This is a genomic window from Cellvibrio sp. PSBB006 (assembly GCF_002162135.1).
In the GTDB taxonomy this organism is placed as follows: Bacteria; Pseudomonadota; Gammaproteobacteria; order Pseudomonadales; family Cellvibrionaceae; genus Cellvibrio.
Map to the genome: position 1 here is coordinate 805105 of NZ_CP021382.1, position 25851 is coordinate 830955.

Sequence of the window (25851 nt, forward strand, 5' to 3'; positions counted from 1 at the left end):
CGGATTGTGCAGCTTAATTTTTAAACTAAAAGGTTAACGTCAATCATCGCGAGTGGAGAATTATATTTCAGCGAGAAGGGATTCAACGCCCTCTTCCAAAATTTTCATTTGATTTTCAAGCACACGCCTTGACAACTTTTCTATTGTTGCAGCCTCATACAGATCCTGTACCTGTAATTCGATACCGGTATTCTCTTCTATACGGACCATTATTCGAGAGGCTGTTAACGACTGCCCACCCAAATCAAAATAATTATCGTGTATCGCAATATCTTTTTTACCAAGCAAATCCTCCCATATTCTTAGTATTATATTTTGTATTTGGGCGATGTCTGAATCAAAATGGCAGTTGTAACTTTCAATTGCCTCTGCTTCACCTTTTTCCGGGGGTTCTACGAATTGATTGTCGAACGCAATCAGGGATTTGTGCTGTGGTGGGTCAATCCAATACGGCTTTCTTTCGAAAGGATATGATGGAAGCGAAATTCTAATTCTCTTTTCGTCACCATAAATCAATTTCCAATTGACGTCTGTACCCGACAACCAGTCACTTTCCAGTTTTTTACAGAGCGACGGCAAATCTTTTATCCCTTCATTGCCAATGTCTGCAATATTGCCTGGGGCTTTAGACCTTCTCGCATCAATTCCACTAACGGCATCCACATTGCTGCTTTCGATGGAAAGCAATACTTCTTTAATGTCGCCCCCCCTCAGCACTAGTCTAAATGAAAAATCCTCCCTTCCATTTTGCAAGGTGTAGGCAACGTCAGCTAAATTAGCGTTTGGATTTTCAATTAGATATGACTTAAAATTCTTTACAACAAGTGAAAGCGCACCTTTGGATTTTGCGGACAGCGGAAACAGATGCGTTTTAATATCGGATTCACTTACACGAGGTTTTGGAGGCTGCTCCAAAATTAGATGTGCATTTGTTCCGCCTATGCCGAATGAACTTACTCCCGCACGTAGTGGGAAATCAGTTACCTTCCAATCCATTAATGTCTTATTAAAGTAGAAACAGCTGTTGTTGAAGTCGACTTCAGGGTTTGCATTTTCAAAATGCAAGCTTGGTGGTATTTTTTCATTCTTTAAAGCGAGAATTACCTTAATTAAACTTGCCATGCCTGCAGCTGTCTCCAAATGGCCTATATTCGTTTTTACAGACCCCAGTGCGCAAAATTGCTTTTTTTGCGTGGCACTTGAAAAAGCACCCTGTAAAGCTTCAAATTCAATAGGATCCCCCAACTGTGTGCCCGTGCCATGCGCTTCTATATAGGAAATGCTTTCCGGGTCAACTTCAGAAAAAGCCAGGGCTTCCGATATTACTTCCTGTTGCCCCTTAACCCCCGGCGCGGTAAAACCTACCTTCGCTGCCCCGTCATTATTAATCGATGATCCTTTAATTACAGCATGGATAGTATCTCCATCCCTTAGGGCATCTTCCAGACGTTTCAGCACAACAACACCGACACCACTGCCAAAGATTGTACCTTTCGCCCTTTCATCAAATGCCCTGCAATGTCCATCCGGAGAGTTTATGCTGCCTTGCTCATAGTAATACCCGGTTTGAGGGACATTCAATTTAACAGCACCGGCGACAGCTATATCACAGTCATACGCAAGAAGACTTCTATATGCCTGGTGTGTCGCTACCAATCCTGTCGAGCACGCCGTATCAACGGCCATAACAGGACCTGTGATATCCAACTTATAGGCAATCTGTGTTGCCGCGTAACATTTATCATTGCCGATTAAAAGTGGGTACATACCCATGGATTCAATCAGATCCGTACGCGGCAACAAGTTATTCAGCAGATATCCATTCATGCCAATACCAGCATACAGGCCAATTTTGGCTTTGGTTTTGCCCGGCGCATAGCCAGCATTTTCCAACGCGGTATATACATTTTCGATCAATAAACGATGTTGCGGATCGGTGATCTCCGCTTCTCGAGGAGTAAAGCTGAAAAAATCAGCATCAAACAGATCTACACCTTTTAACAGCGAAGCTTTCTTAACATATTTGGGATCATTTAAATGCTCTTTATTAACACCTACGTTGAGCAGCTGCGCATCCGAGAGTTCAGTTATTGATTCAACGCCCTTTACCAGGTTATCCCAATATGATTCCGGATTTTCTGCACCGGGGAAATTGCATGCCAAGCCAATAACAGCAACACTTTGAAATGGAATGGATTCGTCGTGGTTTTCCATTAAGCCTTTTCTCCAATCAGCTTCCTTTGTTTTATAAGAGCAGATTTTTGTTTCTGCATTCGTTCATCTATACCCGAATCTTCTTTCAGGATTTGCTGGCTAATTCCGATGAATGAAGCTAACTCATGAATGGTTGTGTATTTAAACATATCAATAATGGATATTTTTTTATCAAACAAAGTTGATAATTTTTTATGTACCCTGACAATTAATATTGAATCACCACCTAATTCAAAAAAGTTATCATAAACGCTAATATTTTCTACGTGCAAGTATTCCTTCCATAAATCAACAATCTTTTTCTCTACTTCATTGCTGGGTAATACGTGGCGCTTCTCCTCAATTTCCGGCAAATCTATAGTTGCTAACGATTTCCTGTCGACCTTTCCGTTGGCGGTCAACGGTATGGCTTTTATTGGAACAAACACAGAAGGTACCATATATTCTGGCAAGCGCTGCCTGAGGACCTGCTGTATTTCATCGCTATCCCTGCTGTTCTGTTTGTCGGGTAAAGATAACGGGCCATCTTGAATCCATTTTTCCGTTCGCTGGGGGTTAATACGACCACCGACCATACTATGGATGACAACCTGCCCTTCATCTAACCGCAGCGCTTCGCTCACCCTTTTGGAAAGGTAACCTACCGGAGCTAAGCCAATTAAATTCAATGGCGCTTTTTCCATTAAAATTTGGCCCATGTAGCCAGCTTCTATAAATGCAAATTCTTTTGCCTTTTCGGCTCCATAAATGGTTGCGATTACATTAAGGTCGCCCACCATAAATAATGAGAAAGCCGCGTCATCATACATGTAAGGGTTTTCGCCGACGCCGTAGCAGCCCCTGTTAATTGCGTCTTCGTTGTTCACTTCAACAAGCGCATGATCTGCAGGATGATAGTAATAGATACCTCCTTCGATCCCCTCTATCCTGCCTGCCTTAACGTGCAAATAAATTCTGACTGCATGTAAACTACCGGCCGACGGATATAAATGCTTGGGCAAAGGCTCATCGTCTAATTTGAGCTGGGACAATGTGCTGATCAAGCCATTGAAATCTGCTCTGGAAATCTCATCCTTCAGATATTGTCGATAGCTTTGACGTCTTATAAAGGTGCTATTATCCAGCTGTGGCGGGGGAAGGGTAATTGTCCTTTCATTGCTCTTTGACTGGCGTAGCCCGGGCTGGCTTATCTTAAAATTTGTCAGTTCAATTTTATTCGTTGTGATATCAGTAAAGCCCTCTTCCTGAACGACATAAGCAACGAGTTTTGTTTTATTTTTACTGCCCTGGTTTCCAAGGGCAACGACAACGGCCTCTTTAATACCGACCTGTTCTTTTAATACAGATTCAATTTCACCTAACTCTACCCTGTTTCCATTAATATTTACCTGGAAATCATTTCTTCCTAAAAATTCAATATTACCGTTAGGAAGATATCGTCCCAGGTCACCGGATTTATACAGACGCTGTTTTGTTAACGGGTGCTCTATAAATAAAGAGTTAGTCTTCTCGGGATCATTCAAATATCCCCTGGCTAAACCATCACCAGCAATATATAGCTCACCCGGAACCCACAATGGGCAGGTTTTCAACGCATGATTAAGAATATGTATTTCCTGGTTATCCAGCGCAGTCCCATACGGAATACTGTCTAATTGACAATCTTGCGGATCAATAATATGGGTAGCTGACCATATAGAGCATTCCGTAGGACCGCCGGCGCTGATCACCTGAACCCCAGGCCAAAGTTTCAACATCCGCTCCGGCAACTTCGGGGGAATCCAATCGCCACTCATCATTGCCAACCGCAGCTCATTAAAGTTTTCTTCTGGATTATCCTCAATATAATCAACCAGAATTTGCATTAAGGCGGGAACAGTATTCCAGAACGTGATGTTATGTTGTTTAATTAAATTAACCCAATGTGCGGGATTCCTTGATGTGCCAGCGTCCGGAATAACTAGCGTGGCACCACTGGAAAGCGTGCCAAAAAGATCATAAACAGACAAATCAAAATTTAAAGCCGAGAGGCCAATAACACGATCTCCACTGCCCAGTGAATATCGACGATTAATATCCAATATGGTATTAACGGCACCTCTATGCGGAATCATCACTCCTTTAGGTACGCCGGTTGAGCCAGAGGTATAAAGCACATAAGCCAAGTCATCAAATTTTTGCAGGGGCTCCAATTTCTGCGCAGGTACAGGTTCGGGTAAACCATCAATGCAAATGACCTTGACATCGGGAGGAAAAACCAGGTTTTCAGCTAAAGCAGATACCGTCAAGGCAACCGACGCATTACTATTTTTTAGCAAATAATGCAGCCTATCCTGCGGAATACCAGGATCGATTGGTAGATATGCCGACCCTGCAAAGAGGATTCCCATCACCGCGACGACTTGATATACACTTTTGTCCATAACAACCGCGACCAAATGATTAGGCCTGCATCCCTTTTCCCTGAGATCAACAGCTAACGAGACAGAACGATTGTATAGCTGGCGATATGTAAAACTTTTTTCGGACGAAACCACCGCTATTTGATCAGGGTTGATACTGACTTGTTTTTCAAAAAGCGTTTGTAACAGATCTTCTTCTAATGGTTTCCTGGTTTGATTAACCAGTTTCAGTGCTTCGGCCTGGTCATCGGGAAGCAATAGCGGGGCAATGTCCATGTCCCAAAGCTTTTCATCTGCCGCTAAGCGCGTCAGCATTTTGCAATAAGACTCAAACATCGAATCTAATAAACCGTTGGGAAACAAGGATTCCACGGTATCCCAATTGAAGCGAAGCATTCCATTCCATTCCATCACCTGGTGATCCAGCCACACTTGTGTTGTTTGGCTAATACCGTATCCCTCTTCGCCAATAGCTTTGGAATTGGAGTTTTCATGTTTAAGGGATCTGACTCCCAAGGTACTGGTAAAAACCACCGGCATCGAGACTTGTGAACCATGTCTTCTCGTCATTTCACGCAGAACAGAAATAGCTCCACAAAATCTATTATCCAGGTCTTCCCACAATTGCTGCTGAATTCGTTTGATACGTCCAGTGATTGTAGAAGTTTCTGCGTTATTGATCTCCAACAGCGTCAGGGAAGTGAAATCTCCTACTATTTCATTAACCTGTTCGTGCGCGGGGTGGCGATTATACAGTGTCAAATTAATTGTAAAATGTGGCGACCTGCTCCATAAAGCCAGTATTTCAGAAAATATTCCCATCAATACTGCTGAGGGAGTTACGCCTAATTTAATCGCCTTATTCTTAATAACGTTCCATTTATCTGCTTCTAATTGGTATGTTCTGCGCTTGAATTCAGGGTTGGTGACCTTCTCCGGTGATAGGGCTAGAGGAAGTTGAGGTGAAGGCGGCAAACCATCTATTCTGTCAAACCAATAATTACGACATTTATGGAAAATTTCCGAATCTTTAATTTTTTCTTCTGCGATCACATAATCACGGAAAGATAAATCCAGCTTTGGAAGTTCCAACTCAGGATTTTGGTAGAACATCAACCACTGCTCAATAAGCATATTGATGCTCCAGGCATCAGCAATGAGAATATCAATGCTAAAACACAACCTGAAGCCTTCAGGCTTTGAGCGAATAGCACGTATTTCAAACAGCGGCCATTGCTCCAGGGAAATGACATTATGAGACATCTCCTTCCTGACATTTTCTTGCAACAAACGAATATCATCTGGAGACTTGTCAACAACATCCAATACTTCAAATGTATATTCAGGTACCTTTTCCAGAATTTTTTGTTCGCTGGAAGAAAGCACAACGGCCCGAAGCATATCGTGTCTGTTTACCAGTTTATTCCAGGCTTTATTGAACGCTGCAATTTCCCCTGAATATATTTCTATTTCAAGATAAATATGCGTGGAATTATCCCCTAATGAAAATACTCCGGTGCGGCCAAGCCAATAAGCATGCTGGATATCATTTAATGGGAATGGTTCATGACGGTTTTTCAGATCCGGAATAATTCTGTCCATGCTACTGCGGGAAACTTTCCGTTTCTCCGGGACAACTTCCTCAGCAAGCGAGGGGAATTCTTTTGCGATGTCTTCAGCAAGCAATCTTACTGTTGGATTCATGAACAAGCGGCTAAGTGTGACATCGACATCGAACTTATCAATTATCAAATCAATCAAAAGTAACGCCTGAAGCGAATTGCCACCCAACTCAAAGAAATTATCAAGGACACCTATCCTGTCAATTTCAAAAGATCGCTCCCACAGTAAAACCAACTCCCTTTCCAACGAGTTCCGGGGCGCTTCGAAGTCATCATTTAACTCTGGCCTCGGATGAAAGTTTTTGGTATCTGTCGAACAAATTATTGAGTTTGATAGAGTAGAGTCTACATCAGCGACTTGCTTCTGGGCATCAATCCAATAACGTTCAGGTTGCAACGGATAGGACGGCAAATGAACTCTTCGGCGAGGTGAGTTATTATGAAACTTGTCCCAATTAATCTTCACCCCGGATAACCAAATTCTCCCGATAGACCGGGCTAGAAATTCAGAATCATTACAATTGTTTTCGCGATGGCGAATTGTTGGGATAGCTCGGCACAAGTCGCCAATATCGTGTTCATTGACCATTCCCAATAAGGCCTGGCCGGGGCCAACCTCCAAAAACACGTTGGTGGAGTTATTCACCAATGTTTCGATCCCCTTGGAAAAAAGAACGGCTCCGCGCAGATGGTTCACCCAATAGTCGGGAGATGTAGCCTGCTCCGCCTGTATCCACTCACCAGTGACATTTGAAACATACGGTATTTGGGGAGTATTTAGTGATATGGCTTTTACTTTAGCCTTAAAAGCATCCAATATAGGATTCATCATTTCCGAATGAAATGCATGAGACGTACGCAAAAGCTGACTTTTAATGCCTCTTTCATCCAGCTGTTGATATATTGAATCGATAAGTGCGCCCTCACCGGAAATGACGCACGATTTAGGCGAGTTAATCGCCGCAAAATCGTAGTCTCCGGATAAAATAGATTTGAGCTCTTCTCGCGATTGCCTTACAGCCAACATTTTCCCGGCGGGCAATTCCCGGATCAGGGCTCCCCTCGCTGAAACCAACAGCAAAGCATCCTCCAGTGTAAACACTCCGGATATACATGCGGCAACATATTCACCGATACTATGGCCAATCATAGCTTTAGGTAGAAAGCCCCAGTGGATAAGCAATTTTGCTAAAGCGTACTCCACGGAAAAAATCAATGGCTGGGTGTAATGTGTTTGATTTATCAACGCTGACGCATCTTCAGTATCGGAGACCGGAAATAACGCAGACTTTAGATCTATGTTGGCAACTGCTGAAACAATAGCAAAACATCGATCAAGCTCTTTCTTGAATACACTCTCCTGTTGGTATAAATCCTTTGCCATTTGAGGGTATTGGCTACCCTGACCGGGAAACATGAAGACAAGGCGTCTTTCACTTCGATCATGTTTATCCGTCAAAACACGCTCGGCTTTGGCCCTCAGCATGTCAATAGCTTGTTCGCGCTTCTGACAGACAACAACACGGCGATGTTCAAACTCTTTACGACCAATCTGGAGGGTATGCACCACATCCGTCAAATTCACGCCAGGGCTGGATTCCAAATAATCAGCCAGATTGATTGCGATTTTGTTTAGTGCAGACTCAGTCTTGGCTGAGAGCGTCATAACTTTCCAGCTATCTGACTCCTCGGAAGAAAATGTTTCCGGATAGCTCTCCAATATTAGATGGGCATTAGTTCCACCAATTCCAAAGGAGCTGACGCCAGCTCTCAACGGTTCATGTTGATTCCACTCTTTCAACTCGGCGTTCACATAAAATGGGCTATTCTCAAAATCTATTTCCGGGTTAGGCTTTTTGAAATGCAAGCTTGCAGGTATTTTTTTATTTTTCATCGCAAGCACTGTTTTGATCAAACCGGCAATTCCTGCTGCGGTATCCAGGTGGCCAATGTTTGTTTTAACAGAACCAATTCCGCAAAAGTGCTTTTTATCGGTGAATGCACCAAAAGCTTCTGACAGTGCGGCAACTTCTGCAGGGTCACCAATCGGTGTACCCGTGCCATGTGCTTCGACATACGTTATCGAATCCGCGGGAACATCAGCAATCGCAAGTGCCTCGGCGATTACTTCAGATTGCCCCTGAATACTGGGAGCGGTATAACTCATTTTCATAGTGCCATCATTATTGATCGCACTTCCAAGAATCACAGCATCGATTGAATTACGATTGGCAATCGCATCGTCCAATCGCTGTAATGCAACAAGGCCCAGTCCACTGGAGTTCATAGTCCCGCGACCGTCGGCATCGAACGCACGGCAATGGCCGTCAATAGATTCGATCCCGCCCTTGTAATAGTAATGGCCAAGCTTTTGGGGAACACCGATTGAAACAGCTCCCGCAATCGCTATATCACACTCACCATTGAGTAAGCTCTGAACAGCCATGTGAACTGCAACTAGCGAAGTTGAACACGCCGTTTGAATACTGACACTGGGGCCCGTTAAATTCAGTTTGTATGATGTCCAGGTACTTAAAAAGTCTTTGTCGTTGAGGATTTTTGTTTGAAACGCTTCACCAGATTTAATTGTGCTTCGATTTTTTGCAAAATTGAAAATGTAGCTATTCATTCCCATGCCGGAAAAAACACCTATTTTCCCAGTATATCTATCGGCATCGTACCCTGAATTCTCAAGTACCTCCCATGCACACTCCAAAAAGAAGCGGATCTGAGGGTCCATCATTCTTGCTTCAGAAGGGGAGCAGTTAAAAAATTTAGCATCGAATTTATCGATGTCATCCAGGACAAATCCTTTTTTAACAAGGTTCTCGTCATTAATACGAGATTCAGGGATTCCAGACTCTAACAGATCCTCATCAGTAAAATCTGACAATGACTCCACGCCATTTTCCAGATTACTCCAAAATTCCTTTAGCGTCTTTGCTCCTGGAAAACGACCAGCCATTCCAATAATTGCTACTTTATTTTCATTTCCCATTGTATGTTTTTAACCTCATTGCATATGGCTTGATAAATTAATACTGTCAATTTCTAACCGAATAAATATTAAGTTGTAACGGCATCCTCATTAGCTTCATACCTGATTTTTTGCTTCATTCTTAGTCTTCGGGATTCAGCTCGCTTTCTGGCGTCGTTATACGATGGACGTTCCACATCAGACTGCCCCAGATATCTCGACATGCTTTCGATGGTGGGATGCTTGAATATTTCAATAATACCAACCTCCCTATCCAGCAATTTTTCCAATTCAATTTTCATGTGTGCAATTAAAAGGGAATTGCCACCTATTTCAAAAAAGTTATCGTAGATACCTATATTTTCTTTCTGTAAAAGGGTTTTCCATATTAAGGAAATCTGAATTTCCATTTCGCTAGTGGGTGCAGATTTTACAGGGTCGTGAGCCGCTGAATCCCCTGTAGCTTTTAAGGCTGGCAGGTTATTCCGATCAATTTTTCCATTAGGGGTCAAAGGTATATGCTCAAGAAAAACAAAATCCCGGGGAATCATGTACTCCGGCAAACGATCAATCAAATGGAGTTGAATGTCCGCAATTGAAAGCTCATCCTTCAATTCATTCTTTGTTTGCGCAATGTAAGCCACCAATCTTTCATCGCCAGATGAAGACTTATTCACAGTAACAATTGCCTCCAATATTCCTGGGATATCCAGGATATTCTGCTCAATCTCCGCGGTTTCAATGCGGAAACCTTTATACTTGACCTGGAAATCCGCACGGCCTAAATATTCTATATTTCCATCGGAGTGATATCTGGCCCTGTCACCTGTTTTATACATTCTTCCACCGGGCTCGCCCCAGGGATCTGGCATATAACGGTCAGCGGTTAATCCCGGACGATTCCAATATCCTCGTGTAACACCTTCGCCGGCAATGTACAGTTCTCCAGGAACACCGACAGGAACTAACATAAAATTGGCGTCGAGCACGATTAATTTAGTATTGGCAATGGGGCCGCCAATGCGGACATCATTTGCAGTGATTTTTCTAACACCTGACCATACCGTAGTTTCGGTAGGGCCATACATATTAAAGATTTCACCATCACCCAGGATATCCGCATATTCACTCACCAGATTAGCGGGTATAGCTTCCCCACCCATAAACAACCGCTTCAGGTTCTGGCACGACTTCCTGCCTTCGGGGTAATTCATTAGCATTTTGGCAAAGGACGGTGTGCACTGTAGATGATCTACCTTGTATTGCGCCATTAAATCAACAGGTGAAGAAACCTGATTTTTATTTTTAAAATTAAATTGGGCAACATGAGCATTTGTTAACAAACGAAGTTGATTGATATTCCTGAAGCCCGTTATGGTATTTTCGTCATCCACACCAAAATCAATCAGGCATGCAATTTCGTCAACGCCACTCTGATGTATCTTTTGTACCATCTGCAAACAGCTTTCTTTAGTGCCAAACAATGCACTTGATTCAAAATAACGGTGAAAGCCAGCCTCCACAATTGCATCTTCATCAACATTGGTATTGAGGCCCTCACTTTCAGCGACAGCTTTAAGCAAACCAACGGAATTTTTTAAGTACGTTTTAAACGGCGATTTCACCAGGCTTTTAACATCATCTACATTGTCGCCAATGTATGTATGCACCATAAGGGTTACAATTCCTTTGCCGGCATCGAAACCATTTTCCGCCAGGGAAGACCGGTATATATTAATGTTGTTTTTCAGGTCGTTTAGATTTTGCCCCAGTAAATGGGTCAAAATATTTGCACCAATCGAGCCAGCATACCGATAGGTTTCCGGATTACCTGCTGTTGTAATCCAGGTTGGCAGCTCAGGTTGCACAGCCCTGGGACGAACAGTGATATCTATTTCTTCACCATTTCCCGCTGTGCATTTGATAGATTCTCCTTTCCATAAAGCCTGCACTTGTTGAACATGCTTTCTCAGTACTTCATGCCGTTTTTTAAAATTTTCCGGAGCAAAAACAAAATCGTTAAAATGCCAACCCGAGGCAAAAGCAACCCCCACCCTTCCTTTGCTCAGGTTATCGATCATTGACCATTCTTCCGCAATCCTGATCGGATTATGTAATGGGGCAACAATACTACCCGCGCGAATACCAACATTACTCGTTATGGTGGAAATCGCCGATGCCGCGACGGATGGATTTGGAAATTGTCCGCCAAAGGTATGGAAATGCCGCTCAGGAACCCAAACCGACTCGAATCCATTCTGATCGGCAAATTTTGCACCTTCAACAAGCAACTTATATTTGTCAGTATTTTTTTGCTCGTCAGCGGCAAAGTAGAATAAGCTAAATTTGGGCGGGGTAACTTTATCCCCAGTACCTATATCATCAGTGCCTATATCGCTTCTTCTCCATGATTGCGTTTCCCTGATACCGCCTTGTGGCAATTCCGGCATAAGAATTACTTTCATTCCATTCGCTAATGTCCAAAACAATTCCAAAACGGATATATCAAATGAAATACTGGTAACCGACAACCAGACCGGACGGGGATTTATATCTGAATTTTTTGAATTTGAGGTGTAATTAAGATTTATATTTTTATCCAATCCCTTAAAGAAATTGATCACATTATAATGGGAAACCATGACTCCTTTTGGCTTACCGGTAGTCCCGGAGGTATAAATCATATATGCAATGTTTTTTGAACTAACGGTGGATGTTAATTCAAAAAATTCATCACCCAGGAAATCTACCCTCTTATCAATACAGAATGTAGGTATATTTTCTTGTTGAAAAATCAATTCCAGATCGGAATGCGTTAGTATAAATTTTAACTCCGCGTCCGCTGCAACCAGAGATAAACGTCCTATCGGGTAGGCAGGATCCAGAGGAACATAGGCACCACCAGCCTTTAGGATTGCAAATAATGAAACAACCAAATCTATAGAACGCCCCAGGCAAACACCAACCTTCACATCTGGCCCAACACCTTTCCTTTGAAGAGCCCTGGCCAATTGGTCGGCACGGTTATCCAGTTCCTCATAGGAAATCGATTCACCTTCGAAGATTATTGCGATTTCGCTCGGGCTTGATTTCACCTGCTTTTCGATAAGTTGATGTATGCATGCATCCTTTTCAAGTTCGATTTCCGTATCATTCCATTGCGTTATAACCAGATTTTCTTCTTTTTGGTCAAGCAATGAAATATTCTCAATTTTTACATTTACATTTTTACACACACTCTCAATGATATTGTGAAAGTGATTTAATAACTGATCGATTGTTTCGCCTTTAAATAGATCTACATTATATTCAATGCCACCTGATAACGTCCCTTCTGATTCATTAAAGGTGAGTGTTAAATCATATTTTGATATATCGTTAGGCACCGGGCATCTAGATACCTCAAGGCCAGCCATATCAATATTTTCAACCGGAAAATTGTTGAAAATCACCATAACCTGAAATAATGGCGAATGACTTAAACTCCTTTTTGGACTTAGCTCCTCAACAAGCTGTTCAAACGGTATATCTTGATGCAGATCAGCACTAATAACTGTTTGCTTCACCTCTTCCAGTAGTAATGTGAACGCTTTGTTACGATCCAGATTTGATCGCAACACGACTGTATTCATAAAGAATCCAATTACATTTTCGAGCTCCCTCTTCCGTCTGTTTGCCATAGTCGTGCCAACAACCACATCTGTTTGACCAGAGTAACGAGACAACAAAACTTTGAATGCAGCCAACAAAGTCATAAAAAGCGTGGATTGATTGGCTTTGTTGAAACTCAGCAGCCGCTCATACAAAACGGAATCAATCCGGAAGCTTTTTGTTTGACCCCGGTATTTTTGTTCAGGCGGCCTGGGAAAATCTGTAGGTAACTCCAATAGAGTTGGAATGCCATTTAGTTGATGTTTCCAATAGTCTGTAAGTCGTTTTGCATCTTCCCGCTTTGCCCATTCTATCTGCCAATTCGTATAATCAGCGTATTGAACTGTGAGGTTCGGCAGCTCGGGAGACCGGATCAAAACCAGAGAATTGTATATCTCAATGAGGTCTCTTGATAAAACACCTAACGACCATCCATCCGAAATTACATGGTGCATGGTAATCATGAGAACATTGTCATTCTCACCCACCCTTACCAGGAGAAAGCGATACAAGGAAGACTCAAAAATGTTGAATATTTTTTTTGCTTCCTGCTGCAATATTTGCATCAGTTCGCTTTCCCGTGATTCAACTTGAGCGGAGTCTATATTTATTCTCGCCATAGCCAATTCACCATTGGAGGATATGGTTGAATAAAAATCTCCGTCTTTTTGTGTAAAAGTAGTTCTGAAGCTTTCATGCCTATCAACAAGCTGGGAAAGTGCTTGTTGCAGGGCTTCAAAATTCATCTTCCCCTTAAACCGGAAAGCAAGTGGAATGTTATAGCTGGATGATGGCCCTTCCATCTGCTGCATAAACAGGAGTCGCCGCTGTGAAAAGGAGACAGGAAGAATATTTTCCTTATCTACATTTGCAAGGGGAATATCATCTGATGATTGTTGCCCGGAAGACTTCAGGATCGCGATAATTTCCGACTTTTTTTCAACCAGAAAACTTTTCAGCTCAGGTGTCAAACTTCCCTGTGGCCCATTAAATCGCAGCTTTTCTCCTTCTAACCAAAGACGGATTTCTCTTTTCCTAAGCTCTTTAAACAACGATTGAATATCTTTCATAATTCCCCAGTCTCAAAGGCTTGATCTTCGTAATTTGACAAAACGTTAATATCTTTATTATTTGACTCCGAGATCCACAAACTAAAATCTATAAAGTCAGAAAGGCCCTCAAGATCCGGGTGTTGAAAGATATCTTTCATGGAGATATTTAAACCAAATGATTCATTTATTTTTACCGACAACTGAACAACGAGCAGTGAATGGCCGCCCAACGCAAAGAAGTCGCCATTCAAACTAATCTCTTTCTTCAGCAGCGATTTCCAAATATCGGCCAATGCTTTTTCAGTTTTTGTTTTCGGCGCAACATAAGCGCTGCTTTCATCCATATCATCAGGTTCTGGCAGTCCTTTTCTGTCTATTTTTCCGTTGGAGGTTAATGGCATCTGCTTCAGAAAAATAAACCGGGAGGGAACCATATGCGGCGGCAAGGATGAAGTAACGGCGATTTTCAACTGGGAAGATTCCAGTTTTACCTGGTCATTACCCGTTATATAAGCAATTAACAATTGCTCGCCATTTTTAGCGTTATGCAGCTTTAATACTGCCTCCTCCACCCCGGGCATACTTGCAATACAGTTTTCTATTTCGCCTAATTCAATACGAAACCCCCTTAACTTAACCTGATGGTCATTTCGTCCAATATAGTCAAGTTCGGCATTGGGAAGATATCGAACAACGTCACCCGTTTTATAGAGGCGATCGCCCGGCGGACCAAAGGGTGATGGAATATACCGCTCCGCAGTTAAATCAGGACGCCCCAGATATCCCCGACTTACACCGGCACCTCCTATGTAAAGCTCGCCTGATACACCGACAGGAACTGGTTGAAGGGATTTGTCCAGAACATAACACTGGGTATTGGAAATCGGCTTCCCGATTAGTGGCTTTTCCGGAACTTTTTTGGAAACCAACGACCATGTGGAGTAAGTGGTGTCTTCAGAAGGCCCATAAAGGTTGTAAACTTTTTCAACCTCTTTTTGTTCGTATATTTTATCCACTAATTTTCTGGATAGCGGCTCACCCGCTAAATTTACAACTTTCACAGAGGCAGGCAGATTCTGGACCTTTAAAATAGCATCAATTGCGGATGGGACTGTATTCACTAACGTGACCAATTCGCGATTGGGCATTGTTAGCAGTTCAAGGGCATTTTCCACAAGCAATACTGTTCCACCACAAATAAGTGGCAGGAATATTTCAAAGACAGATAGATCAAAGCAAATAGATGTGGATGCCAAGGTACCTTCCAGTTCATCCACTGTGTATTTTTCAAGACCCCAGGAAAGCATCGCCACCGCATTTGCATGAGTAATTGCAACGCCTTTTGGCCGCCCCGTTGATCCGGATGTATAGATAACATACGCCAGATTTTCTGGTGAGGCGGCATGTTTGCAGAGTGTAGAAGGGTATTTTTCAAGGAGATGTACATTCTCATCCAGCAAAAATAACTGTGTTTCCTTCAACATCGAATTCGCGAAATGCTTTTCAACAACGGATCGTTCCGTTAATAAAACTTTGGGGGATGAATCACCCAGGATTAATTGAATCCTTTCGCGGGGATAATTTGGGTCGATCGGGACATAAGTACCGCCAGCCTGAAGAACAGCTAACATAGCTACTAACATTGAAGCTGAGCGGTTGAGGCAGACTCCAACACGGGTTTCCGGGCCTACATTTTCAGATACAAGGTAATAAGCGAGCTGATTTACCCTACTGTGCAATTCACTGTATGTTAATGACTGGTCTCTAAAAATTACCGCTGTATTATTTGGTGACCTATTTGTCTGAAGCCGGATCAAATCCTGGATACAGACTCCGGCTTCCACCACAGATGGGTGTGCATTCCATTCTACAACTATCGTTTCATATTCATCGCTCGATAGTATCGACAGATGTTCAATAGCGGTTAATGGATCATCGGCAATGTTAGATAACAGTGTGACATAATTATTAACCATTCTCCGGATCGTGGATTCATCAAATAAATCTCTGCTGAACTCAAAGCTCCCTTCCAGGCCTTTTTCAGAGTTATCAATAAACAGACTCAGATCGAATTTCGAAATCCAACGATCTATCCTGATATTATCTAATTCAACGCCGTTGATCGAGTTTGTATTCCTATGGTTGAGCAAAGTGAACATCACCTGAAACAACGGTGAGTGACTTAGGCTTCGCTCGGGATTAATCTCCTCCACAATTTGCTCAAATGGGACATCTTTATTGGAAAATGAGTTCAAGGCATTTTGTTTGACGCTTTCAAGGAAAGACAAAAAGGTCATACCTTGGGGAATTTTATTCCTTAACACTACCGTATTAAGGAATAAACCTAACATACCATCAACTTCCACCAGGTCCCTGTTGGCAATGGGCGTTCCCACAGAGATGTCTGATTGGCCGGTATATTTTGACAATAAAACGTTAAATGCAGCCAGGGTTAAATGGAATAGTGTGCATTCGTACCTTTTACTTAAGCTAACCAGTTTTTTTGATAATTCATCTGAAAAGGAGAACGTAATAACTCCCCCTTTAAAGCTCTGAACACTATTTCTTGGACGGTCGGTAGGTAACTCGATCAGGGGTATGGCGCTTGCCAGTTCTCGCCGCCAATAGGCCACTTGTGATTGCGCAGCGCCGCTTTCTAACCATTTATTTTGCCAATAAGTATAATCAACATATTGGAATCCGGAGTTTAGGATTTGCGGCGGATTTCCGTTCAGTAACAATTGATATACGGCACAAAATTCCTTAATAAATAGCTCAACCGACCATCCATCTGTGATGATGTGATGAATATTTATTAATAATAGAGTTTCATGGGTGGCCAACCGTATCATTTGAATGTTGAATATCGGGCACCTGGAAAGATCGAAACATTTATCTGCATGATCTTTAATAAGAAGCCGTACTATTTCCGAATTTTCATCTGAGCTATTTTGGGATAGGTCATGCAATACGACATCAACCCTCGCCTCTGAATGGACAATCTGCACCGGTTCATTGTCAATACTTTTAAAGGAGGTTCTTAGTATTTCGTGTTTTTTGACCATGACCTCGACAGCTTCGGTGACAAGGTCATGATCCAAAGCACCTTTATAAGACCAGCATCCCTGAACATTATAATTAGAGCTACCACCCTCCAATGAATCCAGGAACCAAAACCTTTTTTGGGCGAACGATTGCGGATAATAGGGGCGAGTTTCAATTTTATAAAACTGGTTGCCTATAGTTCCGGAATCTTTATCTCGAAGATCGATCAGGGCTGCCAATTTTCTGATCGTGGGATTTTCAAAAATCGATTCTATTGAAATATTTACCGAAAATTGCTTTTTAATTCTGGCAACAATTCTTATCAAGATAAGCGAATGGCCGCCTATTTCAAAGAAATTATCCGTTACGCTTAAATGTTCGATGTCCAGTAAGTCTTTCCAAACACTTACAAGCTGTTCTTCCGTCAGCGTTGCAGCCGGCACTATAGAACCCTGAAGATGCTGTTCGACTTTTAGAGGCTTGGGCAGCTGGTTCCTATCTACCTTACCGGTTGACGACAATGGAAATTTATCTAATAACATAATGCTCTCGGGCATCATGTATTCGGGAAGAACCGAAGCAAGGGAGGTCTCTATTGAAGAGGCACTCACACCTGAGTTTTCCTTTACAACCACGTAGGCAAGTAAACGCTTTTCACCGGTTTTAGCAATATCCGGTACTACAATTGCTTCATTAACACACTCAATATTCTTAAGCGCAATAACCACTTCCTGGGGCTCTATGCGGAAGCCGCGAATTTTGAGTTGGTTGTCTACCCGACCAACATATTCAACCTTCCCATCGGGGAGGAATCGTGCCATATCCCCGGTACGGTACATGCGCCCACCCTCTTCCGGAGAAAAGGGATTTGGGATAAACACATTCGCAGTTAATCCGGGGCGGTTAAGGTACCCTCTCGCAAGGCCGTCTCCCCCTATGTACAACTCGCCGGGAATACCTATTGCCGCAGGGTTCAGATTGTTATCCAGAATATAGACGCTTGTGTTTCCAATTGGCTTGCCAATAGGAATTGAAATTGCCTCTGGCTCGCTGATTACCTCAGGTATGGGATAACAACAGGTAAACGTGGTACTTTCGGTAGGTCCATAACCGTTAATCAATCGCGTTCCATGCAATACTTTCAGAGCTTGTTGTATGTGAGGAACGGAAAGCGCATCGCCACCAACAATCAGTTGTTCAACACCGCAAAGTTTTTCTGCTTCTTCATCAATAATACTATTGAACAAAGGAGCAGTAATCCACATGACGTTGACCCGATAATCCTCAATCATTCTTTGAAAACTATCGCCTGTGGGGAGCCGGTCCGCCAATAGCACACAACAACCGCCATGAAGCAAAGCTGCCCATATTTCAAATGTAGAAGCATCAAATGAGATGGAAGAAGCATGGAGGACACGACTTTTTGCATCGAGATTTATATAATCCACGCCAAATAACAACCGCACAACTGATCGGTGCTCGATTTCGGTACCTTTGGGGGTTCCCGTGGTGCCCGATGTATAGTTGACATAGGCCAACTGTCGAGAATTTGACTTAGGTAGAATAATCGAAGTCGAAAAGTTTGAATGTTTACCAAGGGCATTGAAATTAATTACCGTACAACCTGTACTTCTCAATAGATTTTGAGATTTCGTATCGGCAATTAATAAACCAACCCCTGCGTCTTGCAATATAAAACTGATGCGATCCTGGGGATAGGATGCATCAATCGGCAAGTAGCCTGCACCAGCCTTGAGGATTCCGAGCAATCCAATTATCAATTCCGGTGAGCGATCCATACATATGGCCACCAAATCATCCGGGCGGATGCCATAACTAATCAGCCAACCAGCCACCCTGTCAGACTGCTCATTGAGCTCCTTGTAGGTTATAGATTGGTCTTTGTATAGGATGGCGATTGAATTTGGATTTGATAATGCCTGTGTTAGAAAAAGCTCATGAAGGCAAGCAGTATCGGGATATTCTCTTTTTGTATTATTCCAATCGACAAGAATTTTTTCTCGCTCTGATGGGCTTAATAGATCGATTGTTCTAATTTTAGCGTGACCGGAAACCAAAATTGTATTCAAAAGATTACAATAGTGAGAAAACAATTCCTGAATAGTCTCTCGACTGTACACGTCACTGTTAAATTCAATATAACCTTTTATTTCCTCATGCTTTTCCTCAAGGGAAAAAGTTAAATCAAACTTTGCTAATTTTTGGTTGAGGGGTAAAGCCTCGGCTCTCAAAAGCTCGAAATCAAGCTTACTTTGCATTTCCTTTTGAAAGTTAAACATTACCTGAAAAAGCGGTGTGTAACTCAGGTTACGCCCCTGGCTAACGTGCTTCACAACTACTTCAAACGGAACATCCTGATTGGAATAGGCATTTAATGTCGTTTGCTTGACTTCTTTTAAAAATTCGCCAAACGTCAACTCATCGTCGACCCTGGATCGAATTACCAATGTATTTACAAATAAGCCTACGACCTCTTCAACTTCCGGGAGCGTTCTATTTGAAACAGGAATACCTACAGATATATCTTTTTCAGATGAAAACCGCATCATGATGACTTTGAAGGCCGCCAGCAACGTCATGAATAACGTACTATTTTCCTTAAGGCTCCACTCATTTAGCCGCTTGACGATATCCTTTGGTAATCCAATATTGATTGTGCTACCGCGATAACTTCTCTTGCTTGGTCTTCTTTTATTTGTCGGCAGATTCAATATCGGCGGCTGGTCTCTGAGCTGGTTTTTCCAATAATCCAACTGGTACTCATAGTGATTCTTATCGCTTAAGGTCCGCTGCCAACTGGAGAAAGCCAAGTAGCTGACGGGAGCTATATTTTTCGCCGAATCGCTTGATGATCCGTTATACAGTGAGGATAGATCACGCAAAATAAGACCTAATGACCAACCATCAGAAATAATATGATGCATATTTATAATAAAAATGAATTCACTATTACCCTTTTGCAACAAAACACTTCTGAACAGCGGACCTTTTTCCAAATCAAAAGGAGTGTGAACCTCTTCATCAATTAGTTGGGTTATCCGGGGCTCTAGTTCAGTATCAGGCAATCCTCGCAGATCAATATAAATTAAATTTGAATCAACGTTTTCAGTAACTTTTGCAACAAGTCCTTCATCGGAAGGAATAAAGGTAGTTCTCAGGGACTCATGTTGAATCATTAAATCTTTTATACAGCGAGCCAATACATCAATATCCAGAGGCCCAACTATTTTATGAACCGAAGGAATGTTGTAGACAGCAGAAGCACCATCCAGAGAAGTTAGAAAATAGATACTTTCCTGGGCATGGGTTAGCTTGTTGGCCACTATATTTCTCGCCAGATCAACAGGAAGGTGCGTTATATTCGCCCTCTTATTTTCGACCGCGCGGACAAAGTCAATAAGTACCGGACTTTCAAATAGTGCAGCAACTGTGATATCTACAGACAACAATGACTTAATTTGAAAAATTACTTTGTTTGCATTAAGCGAGTGCCCGCCTAATGAAAAAAAGCTGTCTGTTAACCCCACTCGCTCTACTTTAAGGGCCTCACGCCATACCCCGGCAATGAGGATCTCATTAGTCGTAGTTGGTTCCCGGTATGCGTTGTTCGGGTTGATTTCATCCTTTGGCAGCTCCAATTGTTTTCGATCAAGCTTACCGTTCGCATTTATGGGAAATGCATTTACCTGGATAAAAAATGAAGGAATCATGTATTCAGGTAAAGACTTTCTTAGGAACCTCGTTAACTCTTCAGGATAAAACCCGGCATGGTCCTTAGCTAAACAATAAACAGCCAATATAGCGGATTCTTTTTCATGGTGGACTTTTGCCACGACCTGAATAATATTTTCATGTTGCTCGAGCGAGGCTTCAATTTCTCCCAGTTCTATCCTGAACCCGCGAAGCTTTATTTGGAAATCAGCCCTTCCCAAATAATTAAGATTTCCATCTACCTGAAAACAGGCCAAGTCGCCAGTAGCATACATTCTTGACCCGGGTTCGGAGCTAAAAGGATCAGGAATAAATCGTTGCGCAGTAAGTGCGGGATTAGCTACATAGCCCCTCGCAAGCCCTACGCCACCAATATAAAGCTGACCGGGCACATCTATAGGTAATGGATTTAGGTTCTCATCCAACACATAAAGGGAAATGTTAGAAATGGCCTTTCCAATAGGAATTATGGTGTTCTGATCTTTAGCATTACATTGCCAGGAGCTGACATCAATAGCTGCTTCCGTTGGCCCGTATAAATTGCTTAGCAGGACATTATGAAAAACATTAAAAAATTTCTTTTGAAGCGAAGCTTTTAGCTCCTCACCGCTACAAATCACTCTTTTTAAATACGAGGGTCTAACGTGGGTTGCTTCATCTAAAAAGAGCTCCAACATTGAGGGAACAAAATGGATCGTCGTCACGCCAACTTCATTGATGTAATTACACAGATAGTGACTATCCCGGTGCCCGCCCGGTTTGGCCATAGCCAAGGTCGCACCGTACATCAAGGGCCATAAAAATTCCCACACAGAGACATCAAAGCCGAAACTGGTTTTTTGCAACACGCAATCACTGGTATCCAGTCCAAACTCTTTTTGCATCCACTGCAAGCGGTTTAAGATGGCGCCGTGGGTATTGGCCGCTCCTTTGGGTCGACCTGTAGAGCCAGATGTATATATGATGTAGGCTATATTATCTGCATGTAACTTCCGCTCAATAAATGTGTTTTCGCAATTACCAATTTCATGACTTAATTGATCTACATATAGAACTTTTTGCCTTGTCATTCCCAATTTCGGATTGCATGTGGAATGACTTAGAACCACTTCGGGATTAGCGTCGGTTAAGATGTATTCGATCCTTGCATCCGGGTAATCTGGATCTATTGGAAGGTACGCAGCACCTGCATTCAGGATGGCTAGAATTGAAACGACCATATCAATAGATCGATCCATGCAAATACCTACAACGCATTCCGGACCAATTTCATGTTTTTGTAGGAAATTGGTAAGCCTTGAGGTTCTATCGAGTAATTCAGCGTAGCTTAATCTTTCGAAATCAACGATCAAGGCGGTACTTGCTGCATTCCCTGATAGTTGATCATTAATCAGTTGATGAACAAATTTCCTAGAGGAATATTCAGTGCGGTCAGGCTTCCACATTTTTCGAATTTTGTCATATTCATCAATAGAATATGATTTAACATCGACAAGAGAAACCTCTTCATTTTTAACACAATCATTGAGCGAATTCACAAAATGTTCCGCAAAACTGTTCACCAATGATTTGGAAAGAAGGTCCTTGTTAAACTGAATTCTGCCTTTCATCCCATCATCTTTTTCGATAAGAAACAGCGATATATCCATTTGTGAAAAGGACGGATCTATAGGAAAACTTTCAACCTCCAGCGCACCAAGGTGCATTCGCGCATCTTTATCACTAAAAATAAATGCCCCCAACTCTCCAATATCCCTTTTAGGATATAGTGCAAACATAGTTTGATAGATGGGCGATATAGCCGGGTTGTGCGATTTACAAAGGCGCTCAACCAACAAGGGAAAAGGATATTCCTGATGTTTAAGCGTGTTCAATACCGTTTTTTTGACGCATTCCAGATGCTCACGAAAAGTATGGTTATGGTCCAATCTGTAGCGAACCACCACCGGATTTACAAAATACCCAACCACATCTTCCCATTTTTTCCTTAATCTTCCCGCAGCAGGTAGCCCTATACAAATATCTTTCTGGTTAGAGAAACGGGATAGCACCAGCTGATACACTGCGAGCAATATTACATTCAGAGTAGCGCCAGAACGTAAACTTAAATCTTTTAAATTTTTTGTTGTTTCGGGTGATATATCTATATCAAGAAAGCCACCATTAAAGGACTGCCTGACACCTCTGGGCTGAAGCGTAGGCAAACTTAATATTGGAAGCTCACCGGAAAGGTTCTCCTTCCAATGAAGCCAATCCCTTTCCATTCTGTCGCTGTGCAGGTAAAGCCATTGCTCCTGCACATAATCTTTATATTTTTCAGGTTTTTTTATCGAGTCAGCATCTTTACCAACCAGAAAGGCTGTATATATGCTCCCCAGGTCATCTAATAAAATTTTTATGGAAAAGAGGTCGACAGCAATATGATGAAATACAAACAATAAGATAGCTTTTTCGTTACTTATCTTGAAATGTTCCACCCTGAATACAGATCCCGTACAGAGATCAATTTCTTGGTTAATGCTACTTTTAATCTCTTTTTCGAGCTGCTCAATAGTAGATTCAGAGGCATCGTGAGTAAAATAAGGAACCGCAAACGTATTATTTACACCTTGGGATAGAACACCATCTTTATAAGAGAAAAAAGAACGCAAAGACTCATGTTTCTTCAATAGTGAATTTAAAGTTTTTCTGAAAACCTCAACATCAAGTTCCTTAACTTGCAGAGGCAACGCAATGTGATAAGCCCCCGTCCCTTTTGATAACTGATCCAGATGATGTATGGATTGCTGGTTGTAGGACAATGAGTTTGGATTAAATTCACTAGCACTACAATTAGAATTATTATTATTTTCGCCAGCCAATTTTAATAAAATTTCATTTTTTAAAACTTGTCCGATTTCCGATATGACTGCATCTCCCAACACAGACTCTAAAGGAATCCCTAATTCATAATGGAGCCTGACGGCGGAGACAGAGTCCATACCATATCGACCCAGAGTGAAGCCATCATTGATTTCCGACTCAGCTACACCCAATAATTTTCCAATAAATTTTTTAAATTGGTAGAATATTTCATCATCAAGATTTTCTTTTGCAACAGAACTCCAATAGTGATCATCAGGAAAAGAAACTTCTTCCAACTCCATTGGCGCCCACACCATTCGCGCCACTTCAACAAGTTGGTTATTTATAAATGAATCACGGACTTTTCGTCTTTGAATTTTACCACTTGATGTTTTGGGTAATGTGGCCGGCTTTATAAAAACAATCGCATGCAATTGAATATCATGGTTTTCAGATATGGCTTCGCGAGTTTTTATGAATAGGTCATCATAATTTGCGCTGTTCAAAAAGGTCCGCTCCACTTCCTGAACAACTACCAGCTTTTCACCATGTTGATCGACATTAATGGAAAACGCAGCACCGCTGCTTTCTTTTAACTCCGGATGTTCCTGTACTGTATATTCAATATCCTGGGGATAATAGTTTCTTCCACGAATAATAATAAGCTCTTTCAAACGACCGGTAATGTATAACTGATTATCAGCATCAACAAACCCCTGGTCGCCTGTCCTTAGGAAAGGCCCTTCATGAGTATTTTTTATGAAAGCATGAAAAGTAAGCTTTGTTTCTTCCTCTTTATTCCAATATCCCTGAGCGACACTGTCACCCTGAAGCCATATTTCACCAACCTCATTTGGTTTAGCTTCCTCATAGGTCTCAGGATTAACAATTTTAATTAATTGCCCGTCCCACGCCTTACCAGAGCAAACCAACTCGGATTGACTTTTTACACTTATTGCGGGGGCGACAACGCCTTTCTTTAGCTCATCGGAATCAACAGTTTTTGTGATTGGTGGCGCGAGCTTGTCTCCCCCCGTTACAAATAAAGTTGCTTCGGCAAGTCCATATCCGGGATAACAGCCATTTGAACTAAAACCGCAGGGCGAAAACGCCTTAACAAATCGTTTTAATGTATCTGCCCGAATAGGTTCAGCTCCATTTAGAGCAAATTTCCATGCACTCAGGTCGAGCGTCGATTTTTGCTCATCGGTGATTCTATTGGCACATAACTCGTAGGCAAAATTAGGAGCAAAACTTGACGTGCCTTTATGATTACTGATTGCTTTTAACCATAGGTACGGCTGGGCCAAGAAAGATGCAGGAGTCATTATGTTGCACTCTGCCCCCAGATAAACGTTCAACAGAACGTTTCCAATGAGTCCCATATCATGATACAGAGGCAACCAAGTGACAAAGATACTTTTTTCCGTTTGGGAAAAAGCCTCTGCCATCATTTTTTGATTATGTATTAAATTCTTATGAGTAACGATAACCCCTTTAGGGTTGCCTGTTGAACCAGAGGTATATTGAAGAAAAGCGACAGTGCTTTGATTGATATTGGGTTGTATCCAGGAAGATGCGAAATCACTACCAATCTGGTCTGTCACAATGCACTTTATCGAACTGATTGCGAAACCAGGATCTTGTTGAACGCCTCTTATTAGCTCTTCATTATTTTTAGAGGTCAGTATGGCCAATGCTTCGCAATCAATTGCTATTTGATCTAGCCTTGACCAATGCTCTTTTCTTTTTTTTGGCGTGAAGACAGGAACAGGGGTTACTTCCGCAAAAATACATCCCCAAAACGCTGCAATAAACTCAATACCCGAGGGGAACATAAGCAGAACTCGCTGCCGTTTTAAACCCAGCGATTGCAATAAGGCCGCAATCGACCTAGCTCTAATTTCCAACTCACGATATGTGACACCAGTAGTCTTATTTGCATCTATTAAATTAAAGAACGCGACTTTATCGCTACAGGATTCTGCACGACTCTTCAATACATCGACTAAGTTCATAACACTGCCTTGTTCTTAAACTCTGATTTTTAGTTTAATAATTACTTCTCAATTCTGATATCAATATAAATTTGAGAACCGGATATAATCCAGTGACCTGTGAAAAAAATCACCGGTCATCTAAGACTAAAGTCATCATTTTCTCTAATTTACTAACGGTAGCGACTGCGAGATGAGCTGATATTATTAGGCGATGTAATTCCAAATCTATTTAACTTTTGGGAGGTCCTCATGCACAGCAATAAAAGAAAGCTATCAAGCATGATTTTTATAGGTAGGCACAGACTTTTTTGC

At 42.0% G+C, this 25851-nt stretch carries 4 protein-coding genes; all 4 read right to left on the bottom strand.

Annotated features, from left to right (window positions below; all coding sequences use genetic code 11):
- Positions 1-60 precede the first annotated feature (60 nt).
- The 4 genes from CBR65_RS03450 to CBR65_RS03465 all read right to left on the bottom strand — a co-directional run bounded on the left by CBR65_RS03450 (position 61) and on the right by CBR65_RS03465 (position 25557).
- Positions 61-2214: a beta-ketoacyl synthase N-terminal-like domain-containing protein gene (locus CBR65_RS03450; protein WP_087465553.1), complete on the bottom strand. Its 2154-nt coding sequence runs from the start codon at positions 2212-2214 to the stop codon at positions 61-63.
- Positions 2214-9236: a hybrid non-ribosomal peptide synthetase/type I polyketide synthase gene (locus CBR65_RS03455; protein ID WP_087465554.1), complete on the bottom strand. Its 7023-nt coding sequence runs from the start codon at positions 9234-9236 to the stop codon at positions 2214-2216. The genes CBR65_RS03450 and CBR65_RS03455 overlap by 1 nt, the downstream gene beginning before the upstream one ends.
- 68 nt (positions 9237-9304) lie before the next feature.
- Entirely contained in the window at positions 9305-13936 is a 4632-nt protein-coding gene (locus CBR65_RS03460) for a MupA/Atu3671 family FMN-dependent luciferase-like monooxygenase (RefSeq protein WP_087465555.1), read from the bottom strand.
- Positions 13933-25557 (bottom strand): non-ribosomal peptide synthetase, encoded by an 11625-nt coding sequence (locus CBR65_RS03465; RefSeq protein WP_087465556.1) that lies wholly within the window; start codon positions 25555-25557, stop codon positions 13933-13935. The genes CBR65_RS03460 and CBR65_RS03465 overlap by 4 nt, the downstream gene beginning before the upstream one ends.
- Between the last annotated feature and the right edge of the window lie 294 nt (positions 25558-25851).

What these genes read in the sequence shown, in the direction of transcription:
- CBR65_RS03460 (WP_087465555.1), bottom strand. Translation starts at nt 13,936, where the DNA reads ATGAAAGATATTCAATCGTTGTTTAAAGAGCTTAGGAAAAGAGAAATC.
- CBR65_RS03465 (WP_087465556.1), bottom strand. Translation starts at nt 25,557, where the DNA reads ATGAACTTAGTCGATGTATTGAAGAGTCGTGCAGAATCCTGTAGCGAT.
- CBR65_RS03455 (WP_087465554.1), bottom strand. Translation starts at nt 9,236, where the DNA reads ATGGGAAATGAAAATAAAGTAGCAATTATTGGAATGGCTGGTCGTTTT.
- CBR65_RS03450 (WP_087465553.1), bottom strand. Translation starts at nt 2,214, where the DNA reads ATGGAAAACCACGACGAATCCATTCCATTTCAAAGTGTTGCTGTTATT.